The 17,893-nt window shown below is 62.5% G+C and carries 15 protein-coding genes and 2 pseudogenes; 6 read left to right on the top strand and 11 right to left on the bottom strand.

All coding sequences use genetic code 11. The features are described from left to right. Positions 1-101: 101 nt before the first annotated feature. The 4 genes from BG57_RS15130 to BG57_RS15145 all read right to left on the bottom strand — a co-directional run bounded on the left by BG57_RS15130 (position 102) and on the right by BG57_RS15145 (position 5,930). Entirely contained in the window at positions 102-1,688 is a 1,587-nt protein-coding gene (locus BG57_RS15130; protein ID WP_035965486.1) for an alanine/glycine:cation symporter family protein, read from the bottom strand. Positions 1,689-1,848: 160 nt separating this feature from the next. Continuing rightward, positions 1,849-3,588 carry an IlvD/Edd family dehydratase gene (locus BG57_RS15135; RefSeq protein ID WP_035965491.1) on the bottom strand — a complete coding sequence of 580 codons (1,740 nt, stop codon included), beginning with the start codon at positions 3,586-3,588 and terminating at the stop codon, positions 1,849-1,851. 303 nt (positions 3,589-3,891) lie between these two features. Further along, complete coding sequence (locus BG57_RS15140; RefSeq protein ID WP_035965493.1) at positions 3,892-4,635, bottom strand: carbonic anhydrase family protein; 744 nt, start codon at positions 4,633-4,635, stop codon at positions 3,892-3,894. A gap of 149 nt (positions 4,636-4,784) precedes the next feature. Then, positions 4,785-5,930, bottom strand: coding sequence for a PDDEXK nuclease domain-containing protein (locus BG57_RS15145; RefSeq protein WP_152562601.1), 1,146 nt, complete (start codon positions 5,928-5,930; stop codon positions 4,785-4,787). A 140-nt stretch (positions 5,931-6,070) separates the two neighbouring features. Here BG57_RS15145 and BG57_RS15150 point away from each other — a divergent pair, with 140 nt between their 5' ends. Next, the gene (locus tag BG57_RS15150) at positions 6,071-6,295 is read left to right on the top strand and encodes a hypothetical protein (protein WP_152562602.1); all 225 of its coding nucleotides are present in this window, start codon (positions 6,071-6,073) and stop codon (positions 6,293-6,295) included. Positions 6,296-6,320: 25 nt separating this feature from the next. Here BG57_RS15150 and BG57_RS15155 read toward each other — a convergent pair. Beyond that, positions 6,321-6,734: pseudogene (locus tag BG57_RS15155) on the bottom strand (CDP-alcohol phosphatidyltransferase family protein); the annotation flags it as partial. Between BG57_RS15155 and BG57_RS15160 the strand changes: the two are divergent. Continuing rightward, positions 6,725-6,991, top strand: a pseudogene (locus BG57_RS15160) (phosphatidate cytidylyltransferase); the annotation flags it as partial. The pseudogenes BG57_RS15155 and BG57_RS15160 overlap by 10 nt on opposite strands. Before the next feature lie 60 nt (positions 6,992-7,051). On the opposite strand, the gene BG57_RS15165 reads toward BG57_RS15160, so the two are convergent. From BG57_RS15165 to BG57_RS15185, 5 genes are all read right to left on the bottom strand, one after another. Continuing rightward, positions 7,052-8,497 carry an NAD-dependent succinate-semialdehyde dehydrogenase gene (locus BG57_RS15165; RefSeq protein ID WP_035965504.1) on the bottom strand — a complete coding sequence of 482 codons (1,446 nt, stop codon included), beginning with the start codon at positions 8,495-8,497 and terminating at the stop codon, positions 7,052-7,054. Between the two features lie 151 nt (positions 8,498-8,648). Further along, on the bottom strand, positions 8,649-9,473 hold the full coding sequence (locus BG57_RS15170) for an NAD(P)-dependent oxidoreductase (RefSeq protein WP_075583146.1): 825 nt from the start codon (positions 9,471-9,473) through the stop codon (positions 8,649-8,651). A gap of 100 nt (positions 9,474-9,573) precedes the next feature. Beyond that, the gene (argG, locus tag BG57_RS15175; protein WP_035965521.1) at positions 9,574-10,908 is read right to left on the bottom strand and encodes an argininosuccinate synthase; all 1,335 of its coding nucleotides are present in this window, start codon (positions 10,906-10,908) and stop codon (positions 9,574-9,576) included. A 131-nt stretch (positions 10,909-11,039) separates the two neighbouring features. Then, positions 11,040-11,360, bottom strand: a complete 321-nt coding sequence (locus tag BG57_RS15180) for a DUF1330 domain-containing protein (RefSeq protein ID WP_035965529.1) — start codon at positions 11,358-11,360, stop codon at positions 11,040-11,042. An 83-nt stretch (positions 11,361-11,443) separates the two neighbouring features. Then, entirely contained in the window at positions 11,444-12,460 is a 1,017-nt protein-coding gene (locus BG57_RS15185; protein WP_035965837.1) for a 1-aminocyclopropane-1-carboxylate deaminase, read from the bottom strand. A gap of 175 nt (positions 12,461-12,635) precedes the next feature. Here BG57_RS15185 and BG57_RS15190 point away from each other — a divergent pair, with 175 nt between their 5' ends. The 3 genes from BG57_RS15190 to BG57_RS34435 all read left to right on the top strand — a co-directional run bounded on the left by BG57_RS15190 (position 12,636) and on the right by BG57_RS34435 (position 15,008). After that, positions 12,636-13,124, top strand: coding sequence for an Lrp/AsnC family transcriptional regulator (locus BG57_RS15190; protein ID WP_035965535.1), 489 nt, complete (start codon positions 12,636-12,638; stop codon positions 13,122-13,124). 37 nt (positions 13,125-13,161) lie between these two features. Beyond that, positions 13,162-14,316, top strand: a complete 1,155-nt coding sequence (locus tag BG57_RS15195; protein WP_152562603.1) for a membrane protein insertase YidC — start codon at positions 13,162-13,164, stop codon at positions 14,314-14,316. Between the two features lie 422 nt (positions 14,317-14,738). After that, a complete protein-coding gene (locus tag BG57_RS34435) occupies positions 14,739-15,008 on the top strand; it encodes a hypothetical protein (protein WP_035965557.1) in 270 nt (89 codons plus the stop codon). Between the two features lie 228 nt (positions 15,009-15,236). On the opposite strand, the gene BG57_RS15205 is transcribed toward BG57_RS34435, so the two are convergent. Beyond that, complete coding sequence (locus tag BG57_RS15205; protein WP_035965565.1) at positions 15,237-16,034, bottom strand: hypothetical protein; 798 nt, start codon at positions 16,032-16,034, stop codon at positions 15,237-15,239. Positions 16,035-17,324: 1,290 nt separating this feature from the next. Here BG57_RS15205 and BG57_RS15210 point away from each other — a divergent pair. Then, complete coding sequence (locus tag BG57_RS15210) at positions 17,325-17,789, top strand: hypothetical protein (protein WP_035965571.1); 465 nt, start codon at positions 17,325-17,327, stop codon at positions 17,787-17,789. Positions 17,790-17,893: the final 104 nt, after the last annotated feature.

Genomic DNA, 17,893 nt, shown 5'->3' on the forward strand with positions numbered 1-17,893 from the left:
GCTTCCGTCGCATCGACCGGAGCAGCCGCAGCACATTGCGTGCGTTGCGCTATTCCCGTCCGATGACAGCAATCTGCCGATGCAACGGAGCAGTGCGTGCTTCAAGCCTCGACGCGGCCCGCCTCACTCGCCTGCGTTTCCGTATCGCGACCCTTCCGTGCCGACCAGTACTCGGTCCGCACGCCGATGTCATCGGAAACAAACGGCCCGCCGCGCGTGGCCCGATAATGCGCGAGCGCCTTGTACACGAGCCCTTGCCCGAGCAGCACGATCGGCACGTTGAGCAGCACCATCACGATGTTCATCAGATCCGACAGCGCCCAGAGGTTCGGCAGTTCGAGCCCCGCGAGCACGGTCAGCGCGCCGAACGGCACGAACACGAGCGACCCCAGCACGCGTATTCCGGCGATGAAGCGCGAGCTGCGCGAGATGTAATTCGCCGATATTTCAGCGAAAGAAATCATGCCGAGCAGCGTCGTGAACGCGAAGAGGCCATAGCAGACGCACATCACGATGCGAATCACATCGCCGGCCCACGCCGGCACGAGCGCCTCCACCGACGCCAGATACACCGTGATCTTCGACGCACGCACCGATTCCCACGCCTGACCATCGACGGTGCCGGTCCAGACGTGCGCCATCACGACGATGAAGCCGGTCATCGTGCAGATGACCATCGTATCGAAGAACACGCCGAGGCTTTGCACGAAGCCCTGTTCGCAAGGGTGATCGTTATCGGCGATGGCGGCGGCCATCGTGATCGTGCCCTGCCCCGCTTCGTTCGACATCAGCCCCCGTTTGACGCCCTGCGCGAGCGCCGTGCCGATCGCGCCGCCGAACAACGCATGCGGTGCAAACGCGCCGACGACGACTTCGTGAAAGAAGTAAGGAATCAGCGGCAGATTGATGAGGATGATGACGAGCGACATCACGCAGAAGAGCGTCGCCTTGATCGGCACGAGGACATCGGTATAAGCGGTCACGCGGCGAATGCCGCCCATGATGATGAACGCGCACGCCACCACGAGCCCCGCCGCGATGAAGTAATACACCGTCGATTGCCGTGCGAGATGTGTGCCGGCCACCGTATCGGCGATGGTGCCGATCGCCGTGAAGACGTTGAACGTTTGCGGCGGCACGTTGAACAGCGCATAAACGATGAACACGAGCGACAGGAGCGTGCCGACGAAGCGTCGTCCGCCGAGAATGCGCCGTCCATAGAAGGGCAGACCGCCGACGAATTCGTCCTGCTTCTTCTCCTTGAACAATTGCGCGAGCGTCGACTCCATGAAGGCCGTCGCCATGCCGAAGAAAGCGGCGACCCACATCCAGAAGAGCGCGCCCGGCCCGCCGACCGAGATCGCGCCCGTGATGCCGACGATGTTGCCCGGTCCCGCGCGCATCGCGAGTCCGAGCATGAACGACGCGAGCGCGCTCACGCCCGTATTCGACGATTGCCTGCGCAGCATGATGCGCACGATCTTGCCGACGTTCATCGTCTGGCTGAAGCGCGTGCGGATCGTGAAGTGAATGCCGACACCGACGAGCAGCAGGATCGCGAATGGAAACTGCCCGAGCACCGGGATTCGCGAGTACGCCTTGATGTTGGTGGGGAAGTCCCAGAGGAAGTCGGAGACGGGCGCGATGAACGCAAAGAACGCGTTCACGGATTGGAAAAGGTCATCCACGCGGGGCCTTGCTTGTTGCTTCGAGCTGTTTGCAGCAGGAGTTCGGATTAGAAAAAACCCGGTTCGAAGGAACCGGGTCCAGTGCCAGTGCGCGTCATCGGAGGCGCGGGCGCGTATTATACGGCGCGCGTTCCGATGCCCTTCGCGCGTTCTTGTCGACTCAGCTTCCCCCGGTGGAAGCGTCGTCTTTAGACGCCGCCTGCAGGAAGTCGAAGTCGCATCCGGCGTCGGCCTGCAGCACGTGCTCCTGATACAGCTTCTGATAGCCCCGCGCGATGCGTTTCGGCGGCGATACGTCCTTCGCGCGGCGCGCCAGCTCCGCTTCATCGACGAGCAGATCGATGCGCCGCTCGCGCACGGAAAGGCGGATGCGATCGCCGTTGCGCACGAGCCCGATCGGGCCGCCGAGCGCCGCTTCCGGCGTCACGTGCAGCACGATGGTTCCGTACGCTGTGCCGCTCATGCGTGCGTCGGAGATGCGCAGCATGTCTTTCACGCCCTGTTGCGCGAGCTTCTTCGGGATCGGCAGATAGCCCGCTTCGGGCATGCCGGTGCCGCTCGCGGGGCCGGCGTTCTGCAGCACGAGGATATCGTTGGCATCGACATCGAGTTCGGGATCGTCGATACGCGCCGCCAGATCTTCGAGCGATATGAACACGACCGCGCGCCCTTCCTGCTCGAACAGCGATTTGTCGGCGGCGGAGCGCTTGAGGATGGCGCCGCGCGGCGCGAGCGAGCCGAACAGCGCGACGAGCCCGCCTTGCGGCTCCACCGGATCGGACGACTTGCGCACGATGCGGTGATCGACCCAGGCCTCGCGTTCCGCCGCGATACGCTCGCCGAGCGTTTCGCCGGTAACGGTGATGGCGTCGAGATGTAGTTGCGGCTCCAGTTCGCGCAGCACGGCCGTCATGCCGCCGGCTGCGAAGAAGTCCTCCATGTAGTGCTCGCCGGTCGGCTTCAGGTTGACGAGCACGGGCGTTTCATCGGAGAGGGCGTTAAGGCGTTCGAGCGACACCGGGATGCCGAGCCGCCCCGCCACTGCCGTGAGATGGATGATCGCGTTGGTCGATCCGCCGATGGCGAGCAGCACGCGCAGCGCGTTCTCGACCGACTTGTCGGTGATGATTTGGCTTGGCCGCAGCGGGTCGCGGATGAGCTGCACGGCGCGTGCGCCGCTTGCTTCGGCTGCGCGGATGCGGTCCGCGTGCACGGCGGGAATGGCGGCGGTGCCCGGCAGCGACATGCCGAGCGTTTCGGCGATGCACGCCATGGTGCTGGCGGTGCCCATGACGGCGCATGTGCCGACGGTGGTCGCGAGACGCCCTTCGATCTGATCGATTTCCTGTTCGCCGACTTCGTTCGCGCGGAACTTGCCCCAGAAGCGGCGGCAGTCAGTGCAGGCGCCGAGGCGCTCGCCCTGGTGACGGCCGGTCATCATCGGCCCGACGACGAGCTGCACGGCGGGGATATCGGCGGCGGCGGCGCCCATCAGTTGGGCGGGCACCGTCTTGTCGCAACCGCCGATGAGCACGACAGAGTCCATCGGCTGGGCGCGCAACATTTCCTCGACGTCCATGCTCATGAGGTTGCGGAACATCATCGACGTCGGATTCAGGAAGACTTCGCCCAGCGAGATGGTCGGGAAATCGATCGGCATACCGCCGGCGGCCAGCACGCCGCGTTTGACTGCGTCGACCAGTTCGGGCATCGCGCGGTGACAGTTGTTGAAGCCCGAACCGCTCGTGGCGATCCCTACAATGGGTTTCTTCAGCAACTCGGTTGAATAGCCCATCGATTTCGCGAACGAGCGGCGCAGGTATAGGGCGAAGCCGCGGTCGCCGTAGTTCGTCAGGCCTCTTGCGAAGCCTTGGGGTTCTGGGTCTTTCTTCTCTTGCATTTGTCTTTCGTCTCCGATGTTTGGTCTGGGTCTTTGCTTCTCGACGTGTCGGTATTAGCTCGACCCGCGCCGGGGCCGCATGAGATATGTGTAAGCGAATCAGCGGAGGCGATACGCTCCATGTCCCTTCCGGCTAGAGCAACAGCCCGCTGTTGCTATCATCCCGCATTTGTTGCCGCATCGCTTCTGGATGCCGGCGCGGCATTACCGGTCGTGGTTTGCGAAGACCTGCGCGCGGGAATAACGCTGATCGAGCCGGCACGCCACTCGTCGTGGAACCCTCAACGAACCAAACCAGGCGCATCAGCCGAAGAAGTCCACACCGCCGGTTCGCAAGTCGTACATTGCACCAGCGATCTTTATCTTGCCGTCAGTCTCGAGACCGGCGAGCACCGGACTGTCTCGGCGAATGCTGGCGACGGTCATCTCGACGTTCTTGCGCGCCACGGCATCGACGAACGCGTAGTTCGTCCCGGATCGATCGCCGTCGTATTCGGTGGCCTGCACGGCCGGTTTGATCCGGTCCAGCAGGCCGGTGAGATGGCCCAGTTCGGCGTTCGCAATAGCGCCCTTGATTGCGCCGCATGAGGTGTGGCCCATCACGAGGACCACTTTGGCGCCGGACAACTTGCAGGCGAACTCCATGCTTCCGAGGATATCGTCGTTCTCGATGTTGCCGGCTATGCGGCAATTGAAGATATCGCCGATACCCAGATCCATGATGACTTCCGCCGGCGCCCGCGAGTCGATGCAGCTCAGCAGCACAGCGGCGGGATACTGCCCGGCGGCGCTCGCCCGCTGCTCGCGCAGATAGTTTCGCTCCTTTCTCGCGCCCTTCCGGAACCGCGCGTTTCCCCGCTTCATGACGCCAATGATCTGTTCCGGCGTCATGCTTTCGCGCTGGGCTTTCGTCAATGCGTCGGCGCGTGCGCCTTCGATACGCAACGGCCCCGTGGCGAGCGCAGCGGCGGCAACGCTCGCCAGCTTGAAGAAGCCCCGCCGCGCCACGACGGCATCATGCTGCAATGGGTCGAAATGGGTGGACATGACGCTGACCCTCCTCTTCTTCTTTTTCGGCAGAGGGTCGAGGGGAAACCGCCTTCGAGAACGCGTGCCGGCCCTTACGCGCGCAGACTTACTATAGGCAATCCAGCGCGGCGTTCAAGCTCGTCGAAGCGATCGTCGAAACGAGGCGCTCATTCGCCTTCCCCGGCGCTCGCTCTTCCTGCCTCCCACTCCCTGCGCACCCGGGTCAGCTCTTCGGCAAGCATCTTCTCGTCCGGCAGCATCATGTGATACTCCGCTGCGAGCACCTTGTTCGGCAGGCCATCGAGTGCATAGCGGGCGACCGCCGCATTCGTCCGCGCGCAAAGAATCAGGCCGACGGGCGGATTCTCTCCCGGCAGCGTCCAGTGCTCCCGCGCGTAGTTGCAGTACATGTGCATCTGTCCGACATCGGCGTGATTCAGCTCGGTCAGCTTGAGGTCGATGATCACCAGGCACCGCAGCCGCCGATGAAAGAACAGCAGATCGACGCGATACCAGCTATCGCCTATCCGCAAGCGGCGCTGCCGTCCAACGAAGGTGAAGTCGCCGCCAAGTTCGAGCAGGAAGTCTTCGAGCCGGTGAATCAGCGCGTCCTCGAGCTGGCTTTCCGAATACTCGTCCTTGAGGTCGAGAAACTCGAGCACATACGGGTCCTTGATGGCCTCTTCGGGCGTCACGATGTCCCCGCGCTCCGCAATGCCGCCTTTCTCCAGCATCGCGCGCTTGTCGCGTGACATCAGCGTGCGGGTGTAGAACTGGCTGCCGATCTGCCGGTCGAGTTGACGGACGCTCCAGCCGCCGTGCAAGGCTTGCGTCTCGTAGAAGCGGCGTTCGTCGTCGGAGCGCGTGCGCCGCATCAGGTGGACGTAGTGCGTCCAGGAAAGCGGGAATCGCTCGGCTATTTGCGCGAGCGATGAATTCCGAATCGCCGATTCGGATTTTGCGTTCGGGGCCGTCGCCGATTTCCGATTCGGCGATTCGGAAATGGCCTCGCTCGTGGCCGCCGGATACGCCTGATAGAAGAGCCGCATCAGTTCCAGATTGTCGACGCCGAAACCACGTCCGAAGCGCGTCGTCAGATCGGCGGAAAGCCGGCGCAAGAGCGCCTGTCCGTAGGCCGCGCGGCCCGCCCCGCCCTGCTCGAACTCGACGATGCGATGCCCGATGCGCCAGTAGGTCGCCGTCATCAGCGCATTGATGCTGCGCGCCGCTGCTTGCCGGCCCTGCTCCAGTAGCGCGAGCACGTCGCCGAGCGTGGCGCCGTAGTCGTCCTCGGGGAGAATCACGTCGTTCATCGTCGTCCTTGAGTGCTGTTTCGAGCGCACGCTCATGCCGTGCAGTGTCGCATACGGGCTTGCGTCGCCTACCGCACAGAATTGTCCGACCATTCGCCCTACGCTTCGGCCTTCGTGCGATCGGACGTTTCGCTGGCTCAATGACCCGATATTTCACCTCAAGGCAAGGCGCGATCAAGCGTCTGATGGATCTCAAGCGGCAAATCGCGCGCACCGGCTATTCGTTCGCGACGATCGCCGCATGCCGCACGGATGGCATCGAAGTGAACGGCATCGACGACGTGCTGCTCGACGTGCGCGCGGGACGCATTAGCTGGTTCCGTCACGAGGACGCGCACGAGAATCAGCTCGTGTATATCAGCTGATCGCTCGCGCGGTCGCATAGCCGTATCAACGGCCGTCAGCCTCGACGATACGCGCGCGCACGCGACGCATCGCCGTCAGCGCGGCCATCGCAATCAGCGCGCGCCACAGCCATACGCCGATGGCGCCGATGCCCAGTCCCATGCCGATGCACAACGCAAACGCGCCGATGACGAGCGCGCGGTCGCTCTTGCCGAACGGGCCGTCATAACGACGGCTCGCGCCCACGAGCGGCCCGATCAGCCCCGCGCATTCGACGATCACCGCCGTCAACGCGAACAGCCATACGTCCGCTGACGCAAATCCGGCGACGGCGAGAAACGGCAGCACCAGCGCGATATCGGATATCACGTCGCCCAGTTCGTTCAAATACGCGCCCAAGGTGCTCTTCTGACCGTGCTCCCGGGCGAGCATGCCGTCGATCGCGTTGAATCGGCGGCGGCCTGCTCGCGACGCTATGCGGTGCGGCGCTGTATCGTGTGACGCCGTTCACCTTCGGCGCGGCGTTGCTGATGTCGCTTGCGACCGTGCTGGCGGGATTCGTCGGCGGACTCGTGTTGTCGGCGGTGAAGCGCTCGCTCGGCGCGAAGGACTGGGGATCGATGATTGCCGGACACGGCGGCATGCTGGATCGCGTCGATTCAATCTGCTTCGCCGCGCCGGTGTTTTTCCATCTGGTGCGGTACGTGTATGCCTGACGACGCCGCCCGCGCGAATCCACTCGCGCGGGCGACGCGTCTACTTGCCGGACACGAACGTCAGACCGCCATCACCGTCACCGACTTCGTGACGAGGTACGGCTCGAGCGCCTCGGGTCCGCCTTCGGAACCATAGCCCGAATCCTTCACGCCGCCGAACGGCATTTCCGGCCACGGCGTCGCGGGCTGGTTGATCCACAGCATGCCCACTTCGAGCTGGTTCGTCAGCAGATGCACGTTCTTGAACGAACGCGTGAACGCATACCCGGCGAGACCGTACGGCAGACGATTCGCCTCCTCGATCGCGTCTTCCAGGGAATCGAAGCCGCGGATCGCCGCGACCGGGCCGAACGGCTCGTTGTTGAACACGTCGGCTTCGAGCGGCACGTCGGTGAGCACGGTCGGCGCGAAGAAATTGCCCGCGCTGCCGATGCGCTCGCCGCCCGTCGCCACCGTCGCGCCGGCCTTGCGCGCATTCTCGATCACGCTCGTCATCGCGGTGATGCGGCGCGCGTTGGCGAGCGGCCCGAGCGTCGTGCCTTCGGCGAGGCCATCGCCGACCGACAGCCCTTCCGCGTGCTTGACCAGCGCCTTCGCGAATTCATCGCGCACGCTGTTGTGGACGAGGAAGCGCGTCGGCGAGATGCACACCTGCCCCGCGTTGCGGAACTTGGCCGCGCCCGCCGCCTTCACCGCGAGTTCGACGTCCGCATCTTCCGCGACGATCACCGGCGCGTGGCCGCCGAGTTCCATCGTCGCCCGCTTCATGTACTGGCCGGCCAGCGAGGCCAGTTGCTTGCCGACCGCCGTCGAACCGGTGAACGTCACCTTGCGGATGACCGGATGCGAGATCAGATACTTCGAAATCTCGGGCGGATCGCCGAACACGAGGCCCAGCACGCCGTTCGGCACGCCAGCATCGGCGAATGCGCGAATCAGCTCGGCGGGCGATGCCGGCGTCTCTTCCGGCGCCTTCACGATGAACGAGCAGCCCGTCGTCAACGCGGCCGACAGCTTGCGCACGACCTGATTGACCGGGAAATTCCACGGCGTGAAGGCCGCGACAGGACCGAGCGGCTCCTTGACGACCGTCTGCTGCGCGTTGATGTTGCGCGGCGGCACGATACGTCCGTAGACGCGTCGCCCTTCATCTGCGAACCATTCGATGATGTCCGCCGCCGAGTTCACCTCGATGCGCGCTTCGACGAGCGGCTTGCCCTGTTCCTGCGTCATCAGGCGGGCGATCGAATCGGCGCGTTCGCGCACGAGCGCGGCGGCCTTGCGCATCAGCGATGCGCGCTCGAGCGCCGTCATCCTGCGCCACGTTGCAAAGCCGGCTTGCGCGGCGGCCAGCGCACGATCGAGATCGCGGATGCTGGCCCGCGCGACCGTGCCGATTTTCTCGCCGGTAGCCGGGTTCAGCACGTCGATGGTCGCGCCGCCCTCTGCGTCGCACCACTCGCCGTTGATATAAAGACGTGTGTTCTGATACGTTCCTGCGGTCATTGAGCACCTCTTGCTAAAAAGATGGCCAAGCCGGCTTGATCGCCAGCCAGGATTTTTGCTTCGATGGAAAATGTGACGGAGAGGCCGGACCTGCGTGCCTGCATCATCGTTAAAGGATACGCAGGAAATCGCACGACCGCATGTCTCGCGGTCATCGGGCGGTCTCGCTGAAGAAGCGGCTGAGCGCATCGGTGGCGGTCTTGTCGGTCGCGAGCCGTGCGTATAGTCCCGCCGCGCCTTCATAGATGCGATGCTCCGCGAAGCCGTCGCCGATGAACGCCGCGATCTCCTCCATCTCCGCGACCCAGCGATACGCTTTCGGCGGCATGCGCGGCACGTTGCTCGCGAGCCAGGCGGAGATTTCCGGCTGGCTTTCCGCTAGCTCGTCCAAGAGCGCCTGTCCCGCGCCGTTGCGCATCGCCGCGAGCGACATCGCGGAGCCGAGCGCGGTGAGTCCCTTGGTGATGCCTGCATACGACATCTTGAGCGCCGACGCCGCGCCGACCGGCCCGTCGAGCAGACGCACCGCGAGGCCGGCGTCGCCCAGCGCGCTTGCCAGCGGCGCGTGCGGCCCGGAGAAATAGAACTTCGGCGATGAAGGCATGCCGATGATCCCGCCATCGACGAATGCCGCGCCCGTGGCATCCACGGTCTGCGCGATGGTCGCAACCGTCTGCGGACTGATCGCGTTGCAATCGATGTAAACGGCTTTGTTCGCGGCTCGTGTGAGCGCGGGCGCGAGACGTTCGGCGGTGTCGAGCGCCACGGCGGGCGGCACGATGGATAGAATAAAATCCGACGCGGCGAGTTCGTCCAGCGTCGCGTCTTCCATGCCGGCTTCCCGCGCACGCGCGGCACTGGCGGCGCTGCGGCCTTCGAGCGTCGTCAGCACGCGCGTGCCCGACGCGCTCAACAGCTTGCCGACGGCCGACCCCATGCTTCCTGCGCCGACGAGCGCAATGGTCAATCGAGTCAAGTGCGGCTCCTGCGGTCAGTAGGACAGACGCACAGGATACGCGGATGAGCGCGGCTTCGCAGAACGCGCCGTGCTCATCCGGCTGGACCGGCGAACCGCGTTACTCGCTGTCGCCCTTGATTTGCGGCAGCGCCGACGACTCGCCCGGCGTGAGCAGGCCGACTTGCGCGTAGATACGCAGCTTGTCGCGCGTGTCGGTGATGTCGAGATTGCGCATCGTCAACTGGCCGATGCGGTCGCGCGGCGAGAACGTCGACGCAACCTTTTCCATCGACAGACGCTCCGGCTGATACGTCAGATTCGGCGACTTCGTGCTGACGATCGAATAGTCGTTGCCGCGGCGCAGTTCGAGCGTGACTTCACCGGTGATCGCACGCGCAACCCACCGTTGCGCGGTTTCGCGCAGCATGATCGCCTGCGAATCGAACCAGCGGCCCTGGTACAGCAGACGCCCGAGGCGACGGCCGTTCTCGCGATACTGCTCGATGGTGTCTTCGTTATGAATGCCGGTGACGAGGCGCTCATACGCGATATGCAGGAGCGCCAGCCCCGGCGCTTCATAAATACCGCGGCTCTTCGCCTCGATGATGCGGTTCTCGATCTGATCGCTCATGCCGAGACCGTGACGCCCGCCGATGCGGTTTGCTTCAAGCAGCAACTCCACGGCATCCGTGAACGTCTTGCCGTTGAGCGCCACCGGGTGGCCTTCCTCGAAGCGGATGGTGACTTCTTCGCGATCGACCTTCACGTCGTCGCGCCAGAACGCGACGCCCATGATCGGATTCACGATGCGGATGCCCGATTCGAGGCTTTCCAGATCCTTCGCTTCGTGCGTCGCGCCGAGCAGGTTCGAATCCGTCGAATACGCCTTTTCGGCGGACATCTTGTACTCGAAGCCCGACTGGCGCATGAACTCCGACATTTCCGCGCGGCCGCCGAGTTCGTCGATGAACTGCTGGTCGAGCCACGGCTTGTAGATCTTCAGGTCCGGATTCACGAGCAGGCCGTAGCGATAGAAACGCTCGATGTCGTTGCCCTTGTACGTGCTGCCGTCGCCCCAGATGTTGACGCCGTCTTCCTTCATCGCGGCGACGAGCATGGTGCCCGTCACGGCGCGGCCGAGCGGCGTCGTATTGAAGTACGTGACGCCGGCCGTCGAAATATGGAACGCGCCGGCTTGGAGCGCGGCGATGCCTTCCGCGACGAGCTGCGCGCGGCAGTCGATCAGGCGCGCGCCTTCTGCACCGTATTGCGTCGCGCGGCGGGGAATGGAGTCGTAGTCGTCTTCGTCGGGCTGGCCGAGATTGGCCGTGTAGGCGTAGGGCACCGCGCCCTTCAGACGCATCCAGTGCAGCGCGGCGCTCGTATCGAGGCCGCCTGAGAATGCGATACCGACTTTTTGCCCAGTCGGAAGGCTTTCAAGAATTGTGCTCATTAGCGAAACCGTTAAGTCGACGTACGGGGTGGGTGCAACTTTCGAGTATCAACCATGCCCGGTGATATGACAAGTTGGGCGAGGCCGGAGACGGAAAACCGCAAGTTTAGACCGTAGCCGATGACGGCCCGCTAACGCAGGATGTCGGTGGCTTTGTGCGAGGCATCGACGCCATCGATAAAAAACACCGCGCCGCGTGCGTGGCGCGTGCGCAGCGGCAGAATGCGCTGATATGCATCGGATGCGTACCAGTCGCGGGCGTGCGCGAGATCGGGGAAAGCGATCACGATGAGATCGCCCTTCCACTCGCCCTCGCGCAGTTCGCATTGTCCGCCGTGGATGATGAAGCGGCCGCCGAACGGCGCGAGCGTATCGTCGATTTGCTCCAGATACTCGACGATGTCCGCGCACATGTCGACTTCATGTAGATGGCCAATCGCATAAGCGGTCATTTCGAAGCTCCCGTTGTGATGTCGCACGCCTGAGCTTGCGCCTCTGAATGGCGTGCGTCGATTACGCGGGAGGTAAAGCGCGCTCAGCCGTTGCGGAACAGGAAGCTATATGCGTTGAGCGCCGGCACGCCGCCGAGATGCGCGTACAGCACCTTCGAGCCTTCGGGGAATTCGCCGTTTCGCACCATCTGGATCATGCCGTCCATCGACTTGCCTTCGTAGACGGGATCGGTCAGCACGCCTTCGAGGCGCGCGCAAAGGCGGATCGCGTCCAGCGTGCCTTCGTTCGGCAAGCCGTATTCGGGGCCGCCGAAGCGGGTATCGAGGATCACGTCGTCGCCGGTGATGTCCTGCCCCAGTTCGACGAGTTCCGCCGTGTGCTTCGCGATGCGCGTGATCTGCTCGTGCGTCTGCTGCGGTTTCGCCGAAGCATCGATACCGATGACGCGCCGCGCCCGGCCGTCGGCGGCGAACCCGACGATCATGCCCGCTTGCGTGCTGCCCGTCACCGAACACACGACGATATAGTCGAACTGGAAGCCGAGTTCTGCTTCCTGCTGCCGCACTTCCTCCGCGAAACCGACGAAACCGAGCCCGCCCAGCCGATGGTCCGAGCATCCCGCCGGGATTGGAAACGGCTTGCCGCCCGCGTCCCGCACGCTGTCCATCGCGTCCTGCCAGCTTTTGCGGATGCCGATATCGAAGCCGTCCGGCACGAGCCGCACGTCAGCGCCCATCATCCGCGAGAGCTGAATGTTGCCGACGCGGTCGTAGACGGCATCGGAGTAGTTGACCCAGTTTTCCTGTACGAGCACGCATTTCATGCCGAGATGCGCCGCGACTGCGGCCACCTGCCGGGTTTGATTCGACTGAATGCCGCCAATGGAAACGAGCGTGTCGCAGCCCTCTGCGAGCGCTTCGGGAATCAGGTATTCGAGCTTGCGCGTCTTGTTGCCGCCGAACGCGAGGCCGCTGTTGCAATCCTCGCGCTTCGCATACAGGTCGACCTTGCCGCCCAGATGCGCGCTCAGACGCCTGAGCGGCTGAATGGGCGTCGGCCCGAAGGTCAGTGAGTAACGCGGGAAACGTTGCAGGTTCATGGTCGGCATCCTCGATATTGGGTCACGGCAGCCGCGCGCATCGGCGACGCCTTACGGTCAATCGTAGATAATTTGGCTCGAAGGCGCGTTGCGAAAAAAATGCGCTTGGCTTAATTTCCGAAGGGGCGCGTGTCGTTTAGCGCACGTTCATTTCTTCCCACCCGGATCTCGCGCAATGAAAAAAACCGCACCCGTGCAAGAGCGGCTTCAGACGGACCGCGTCGACCGGGCGATCCTGCGACAGCTTCAGCGCGACGCCTCCATTTCCAACGTGGCGCTCGCGGCGAAGGTCAATCTGAGTCCGCCCGCCTGTCTGCGGCGCGTCGAACGGCTGCGCGAAGCGGGCCTCATCCGTGCGACCGTCGCGCTGCTCAATCCGAAGGCGCTGGACGCCGGCATGCTCGTGCTGATCGGCGTGGTGCTGGATCGCTCGACGCCCGAGTCGTTCACCGCATTCGAGAAGGCAGCGCAGAAGGTGCCGGGCTGCATGGAATGTCATGTCGTCACCGGCGAATTCGACTTTTTCATGCTGATCCGCACACGCGACAGCGACAGCTTCAATCGGCTGCACGCGGAGAAGCTGCTCTATCTGCCGGGCGTACGGCAAATACGCACGTTCGTGGTGTTGCGGGAGATTTTGTCGACGACCGCGTTTCCGGTTTGACGTGTCGCGCGCAGCGCGTGTCTCGGAAATTAGTTCGTTGCCCTATCTTATGCCAAGAGCATCGAACCAAGCCTTAGTACGGGAGCGCACACACTCGTTCGCTCTTGCCTGGAATATGGACTACCCTGATTCGAGCGCTGTCCCGCTCATCTCCTCTCGCCATCGCCTGCCTGGCGGCTTTCAACCCCCAACCATGAGGGGCGCCATGTTCAACTCGGCAATACTCGAAGTCGCCATCGGCATCGTCTTCCTTTATGTGCTGCTGAGTCTCATGTGCACCGCGCTGCGTGAGGGACTGGAGGGTTACTTGAAGACGCGCGCTTCGTATCTGGAGAATGGCATCCGCGAGCTGCTGTTCGATCCCAGGGGCGAGAGCCTCGCCAAAGCGTTCTATGAGCATCCGCTCGTCTTTAGCCTGTTCAACGGGGAGTACGCGTCGCCGGCGCCGGGTAAGACAGCGGGCGCGCTGACACGCGGCAAGACGCTGCCATCGTATATACCGGCAGAAAACTTCGCGGCCGCGTTGATGGACATTGTTGCGCGCGGTCCGGGGCGCGCGCTGGTGTCGACGGAATCCGCGACCGTCGCGGGCATTCGCGGCCAGCTTGCGATGATCGATAACCCCGCCGTGCAGCGCGCCGTTCTCGCCTCTCTCGATACCGCGAACGACGACCTCGCTAAAGCTAGAGAGAATCTCGAGCGCTGGTACGACAGCGCGATGGATCGCGTCTCCGGACGATACCGACGCTCGACCCAATGGGTGTTGTTCTGGATCGGACTCGCGATTTCGGTGGGCTTCAATATCGATACGCTCACGCTCGCCGATTATCTGTACCGCAATGAAACGCAACGCGGTGCTATCGTGGCGCAAGCAGGTTCCATCGCCAAAGACGAACTCGGGAAGCCCGCTAACTTCGACGACGTTAAGGCGCAGATCGACAGTCTTCGGCTTCCTGTTGGATGGGACTTTGTCTTCAATGAGAATGAACCGCCGACTAGCACTCGAAAGAGTTTCTGGAGCGAATATCACGGGTATTTTATGAAGCCGCTCGGCTGGCTGCTGACGGCCTTCGCGGTCACGCTCGGCGCACCGTTTTGGTTCGATGTGCTGAACAAGATCATGATCATTCGGTCGACCGTCAAGCCGCACGAGAAGAGTCCAGAGGAGGCATCGGAAGACCGGCAGGGGTGAGCGGATATCGCGCGTCAGGAGTTATCCCTGTGACTATTGATTGGTTGTGGCGTGGGCCGGGCAATGGGGACGAAGAATGGAGTGTGAGTTGATGTATTTTGCGAACTCTGAGGGATGAGTGAGGAGACGTGGCCGCGCACGGATAGGCGAGTTGCTGGGTGATGTTTCGTTACCTGGTAAGCCTGCGGTCGCGGAGGATGTCACTGCACCACTCGCGCAACGTTGTCTCAGCCGCGGTGAAACGTGCTTCGTTATCTCAGTAAGACACTTCGCTGACGATGCCGAGGGTTCATGCGTGCCGTGACGGCGCGCAATGCGAGCCTTCTGGACATCGAGGCAAATAGCATGGGGCATCGTGCGCGCTGCTGGACGATGTCGCGTGGCGTTCCAGCGATTTACTCACTTACCTGAGCGGGGGGGTCATGGCGCATCTGCCGGCGGAACTGGCCAAGTTCGTCGAGGCGTTGTCGATCTCCCCACGCTTGAACGCTATTAGTTCGCGCGATTCGTCACGGGCGACCCGAATGCGGACCGAACTGTTCCGGCGCATTAAGGACGGAAACCTGCTGCAGATCCGAGTCGATCTCGATGACCGGCTGACCTGGTTCTCTCTTCATCCGTTATTCAGGTATCTCCCGCGGCCTCGTGGTCTAAAGTGCAGATCAACGCGGACCGGGCGCATGCGCAAGTAACAGCGAGTACGTAACAACTCCGTCGCATGTCCGGCTCCAGCTTCGATAAGGCCGACTGTCGCGCGCACGATGCAGGCTTAATCTTCGACACGGCGATGCGCCACCCGAAGCTTCGGCCCGAGCAGCCGTCCGATACGGCGGCGCAACGCGTCGGGCGAGTGGAGCACGATGACGGAGTCCGTTCTATCAAGTCGCGTAAGCGCGGACTTGATGTTAAACGCCGCAGTCTCACAGATCGAGGCGCTGTTTCTCGCCATGCACCCAGCCCTGTCCGACAGCAATGGTGCCCTTCCGGTTGAGCGTGTCCGCGCGCCAGTCGATTTTCGATCGCTGCGCGCGCAGGAAAGACGCTGAGAACAGATGCGTCGCGGCCTGCGGGACCGCGTTGCGCCACAGTTGCGCGTTCTTGTTGGCATCGCGGAATCCGTGCTCCGGACTCACGCGGTCATCGAGCCAGGAGCAGATCATGTCGATGCCGTTGTGAGGGTTGTCGCGAACGAACGCGTCCACCTGTTGCGGCGTGACCGTGCTCATACCGCCGTTCTGCGTATAGACATCGAAGAACCAGCAGAACGCGTGGGCATCGACTTCCTGATTCCAGGCCGCGCACCATTCTCCGCATGTCTTGTATGCGCGGGCCGCGACGGCTTGTGCGGCCTTGATCTGTTGCGCCTTGAAGGGTTCGCTATGCGCGAGCGTCTTCAGTTCGTTCCTGATCGTCGCGGGCAGCTTGCCGCCGGGCAGCCATTGATTCACGATCTTGAGCCCCTCGGACGGAGACAGGCCGCGCGCCCGGATGAGGTCCGCTCCGCAAGTCGGGCACGGGGTGCGGATTTCGTCGGTGGAAAGCGCCTTTAACAAGGGTTGAAGCGATCCCGAACCGATGTTCCACTGCAAGACGCCGAGCGAGATGCCCATGCCGTCGAAGTTTCCCGATACGGCTCCGAAGGGATCGTCTGAGTCCTCGAAATGGCCCGTGATGGAGAGCGCCTTTTCGATCAACGCCGGATTGAGTTGGGTTGGCATGGGCGCCTCCTCTTGGAGCGGACCGGTGATGGACCGGGGTCAACCGTTTTCAAGCTAGTTCATCTCGATTCGGTTGTCTAGTCGCTTAATGTCATGGATGCCTAAGTAATTTTCCTCAGCTTCGATCTGCGGCAGAGATATAGGCGATAGGCGCTAAGGTCCAGTAGACAGACGCCATGCTTTTAAAAGTCTCGGCGTGCAAAGCGTGGCTCGACCCGAACTTTGCGCCTGGGAACGGTTGTCTTTCGGTAGCCGATCGCGCACAAACTGCCGTCGCAATATGAAGACAGATAGTTCTGTCGAATTGGTTCTTCACGTTAACGTACATCCGCCCCCCTTCAACTGCGATGCTCCGCGGCCGAAGCCGTAGCACCGAACAAAAGGAAGGTCGACATCTTGAAGTCGTTCCGACTGCTATGTCGTGCAGGTCTATCGGGTAAGCGGCCAAGCGAAAGGGCGTGCTAGCGGTCCGCGTTCGATTTTGTCTAAGCCTACAACGATGCTTTGTTCTGCGGCGCGGCGGGCAGATGCTTGCATTACAGGGCGGCGTTATCCTTCGTTCAGAATTCAGATACGTTCAGCTAGCGGAAACGTTCGACAAAGTAGTTAGGCTCGCCTTCGCTCTCGCTTCGACGCCACGCTAGCGAGCCTGACCGCCTTGCGGCTGGAGCTGAGATTCGATGCGACAACGGTCAGCATTCTCTCGCGTCGAACTGAGAGCGCCGCAGTGAAAAGCGCGTTGTAAAGTGGGCGGGAATTTGGTGCCGACTTCGTATGGGTCACGCGTTCTGATTAAACGCATGGCGGTAGGACTCGGATCAAAGATGACCGTTAGTTGCTCGGCCGTCAGCCTATGGTGCGGTCCATAGCGGCAACGGGAGCATTTACCGCTTGGGTAAGCTGCCAGCTTGAATGCAGGACGAGAGCGAGAGCGCCATCCAGACGACCGCGCATACATGAACTCGTACGGGTAGCTGATTCCGTTTGAACGTTGCTAACGGCGAATGCGCGTGTCATAGCTTCAGAGAGACGTGGGCCTCGTAGAAAGCTGGGGAAGCAGTTGTTTTACGCAGCTGTGCGGCGGTACGGGCGAAGCGTATTTCCCTCGAGTCCTACGACCGCCTCCGTGGGAACGACGCCCACCGCAGGGTTGACCCTTACCGCCTCGCACAGCGATGTTCGCCACGCACACAGGCGAACTTTCTCTCAGCGGTCACTAAGCGTTTGATCGACCCTTCAGTTTCCTGCGTCGATATCGTTAACCGGTACAGGTCAACCAACGATCGACGTATGTCAACTACCATCCCTTTCGGGCGCTCTGCCCAAGCCGCGCAGAAACGCCTGACCAAGGCGCAGTTGCTTCCTATCCCGCGTGCGGTGGCCGATGAACTCGCTCTGCTCGCGCATCTTTCGCTGGAGGCGCTGCGTGCAGGCGCTTCCGACATTGCCCCGGCCCAACAATTGGCCGAAGTGATGCTCATTTCCGCGTTTTTGGCCGAGGCGGGACATGGACACTTTCCCGAGGATGCCTTGTTCGACACCGACGCTATGATGGCCAGGATTTTCGACGGCGGTCAGCGCTCAGGTCGTTGGTGTGTGGACCTTGAAGAGTTCGATCAGCTAGCGGCGATGGTATCGCTATACGACTATCAATTGCGACGGGCCACGCTCGGAGCATTGACCGACGCAAGCGTTCGATTCGAACGATTCAAGTCGGGAGAGCCGTATCGGAGTCTGCAGAGACGACGCGCGTAAGAAGCGGTGCCGGACTTAACGACCGGTGCGAGCAGTCGTGTCTCCCCGTCGCTCGATAGCATCGAGAGCTGTTGCCACGCAGATAACCCATCTGCGCAATACAC

This window comes from Caballeronia grimmiae (genome assembly GCF_000698555.1).
Lineage (GTDB): Bacteria > Pseudomonadota > Gammaproteobacteria > Burkholderiales > Burkholderiaceae > Caballeronia > Caballeronia grimmiae.

What these genes read in the sequence shown, in the direction of transcription:
- BG57_RS15135 (WP_035965491.1), bottom strand. Translation starts at nt 3,588, where the DNA reads ATGCAAGAGAAGAAAGACCCAGAACCCCAAGGCTTCGCAAGAGGCCTG.
- BG57_RS15140 (WP_035965493.1), bottom strand. Translation starts at nt 4,635, where the DNA reads ATGTCCACCCATTTCGACCCATTGCAGCATGATGCCGTCGTGGCGCGG.
- BG57_RS15145 (WP_152562601.1), bottom strand. Translation starts at nt 5,930, where the DNA reads ATGAACGACGTGATTCTCCCCGAGGACGACTACGGCGCCACGCTCGGC.
- BG57_RS15150 (WP_152562602.1), top strand. Translation starts at nt 6,071, where the DNA reads ATGACCCGATATTTCACCTCAAGGCAAGGCGCGATCAAGCGTCTGATG.
- BG57_RS15165 (WP_035965504.1), bottom strand. Translation starts at nt 8,497, where the DNA reads ATGACCGCAGGAACGTATCAGAACACACGTCTTTATATCAACGGCGAG.
- argG (WP_035965521.1), bottom strand. Translation starts at nt 10,908, where the DNA reads ATGAGCACAATTCTTGAAAGCCTTCCGACTGGGCAAAAAGTCGGTATC.
- BG57_RS15180 (WP_035965529.1), bottom strand. Translation starts at nt 11,360, where the DNA reads ATGACCGCTTATGCGATTGGCCATCTACATGAAGTCGACATGTGCGCG.
- BG57_RS15185 (WP_035965837.1), bottom strand. Translation starts at nt 12,460, where the DNA reads ATGAACCTGCAACGTTTCCCGCGTTACTCACTGACCTTCGGGCCGACG.
- BG57_RS15190 (WP_035965535.1), top strand. Translation starts at nt 12,636, where the DNA reads ATGAAAAAAACCGCACCCGTGCAAGAGCGGCTTCAGACGGACCGCGTC.
- BG57_RS34435 (WP_035965557.1), top strand. Translation starts at nt 14,739, where the DNA reads ATGGCGCATCTGCCGGCGGAACTGGCCAAGTTCGTCGAGGCGTTGTCG.
- BG57_RS15205 (WP_035965565.1), bottom strand. Translation starts at nt 16,034, where the DNA reads ATGCCAACCCAACTCAATCCGGCGTTGATCGAAAAGGCGCTCTCCATC.
- BG57_RS15210 (WP_035965571.1), top strand. Translation starts at nt 17,325, where the DNA reads ATGTCAACTACCATCCCTTTCGGGCGCTCTGCCCAAGCCGCGCAGAAA.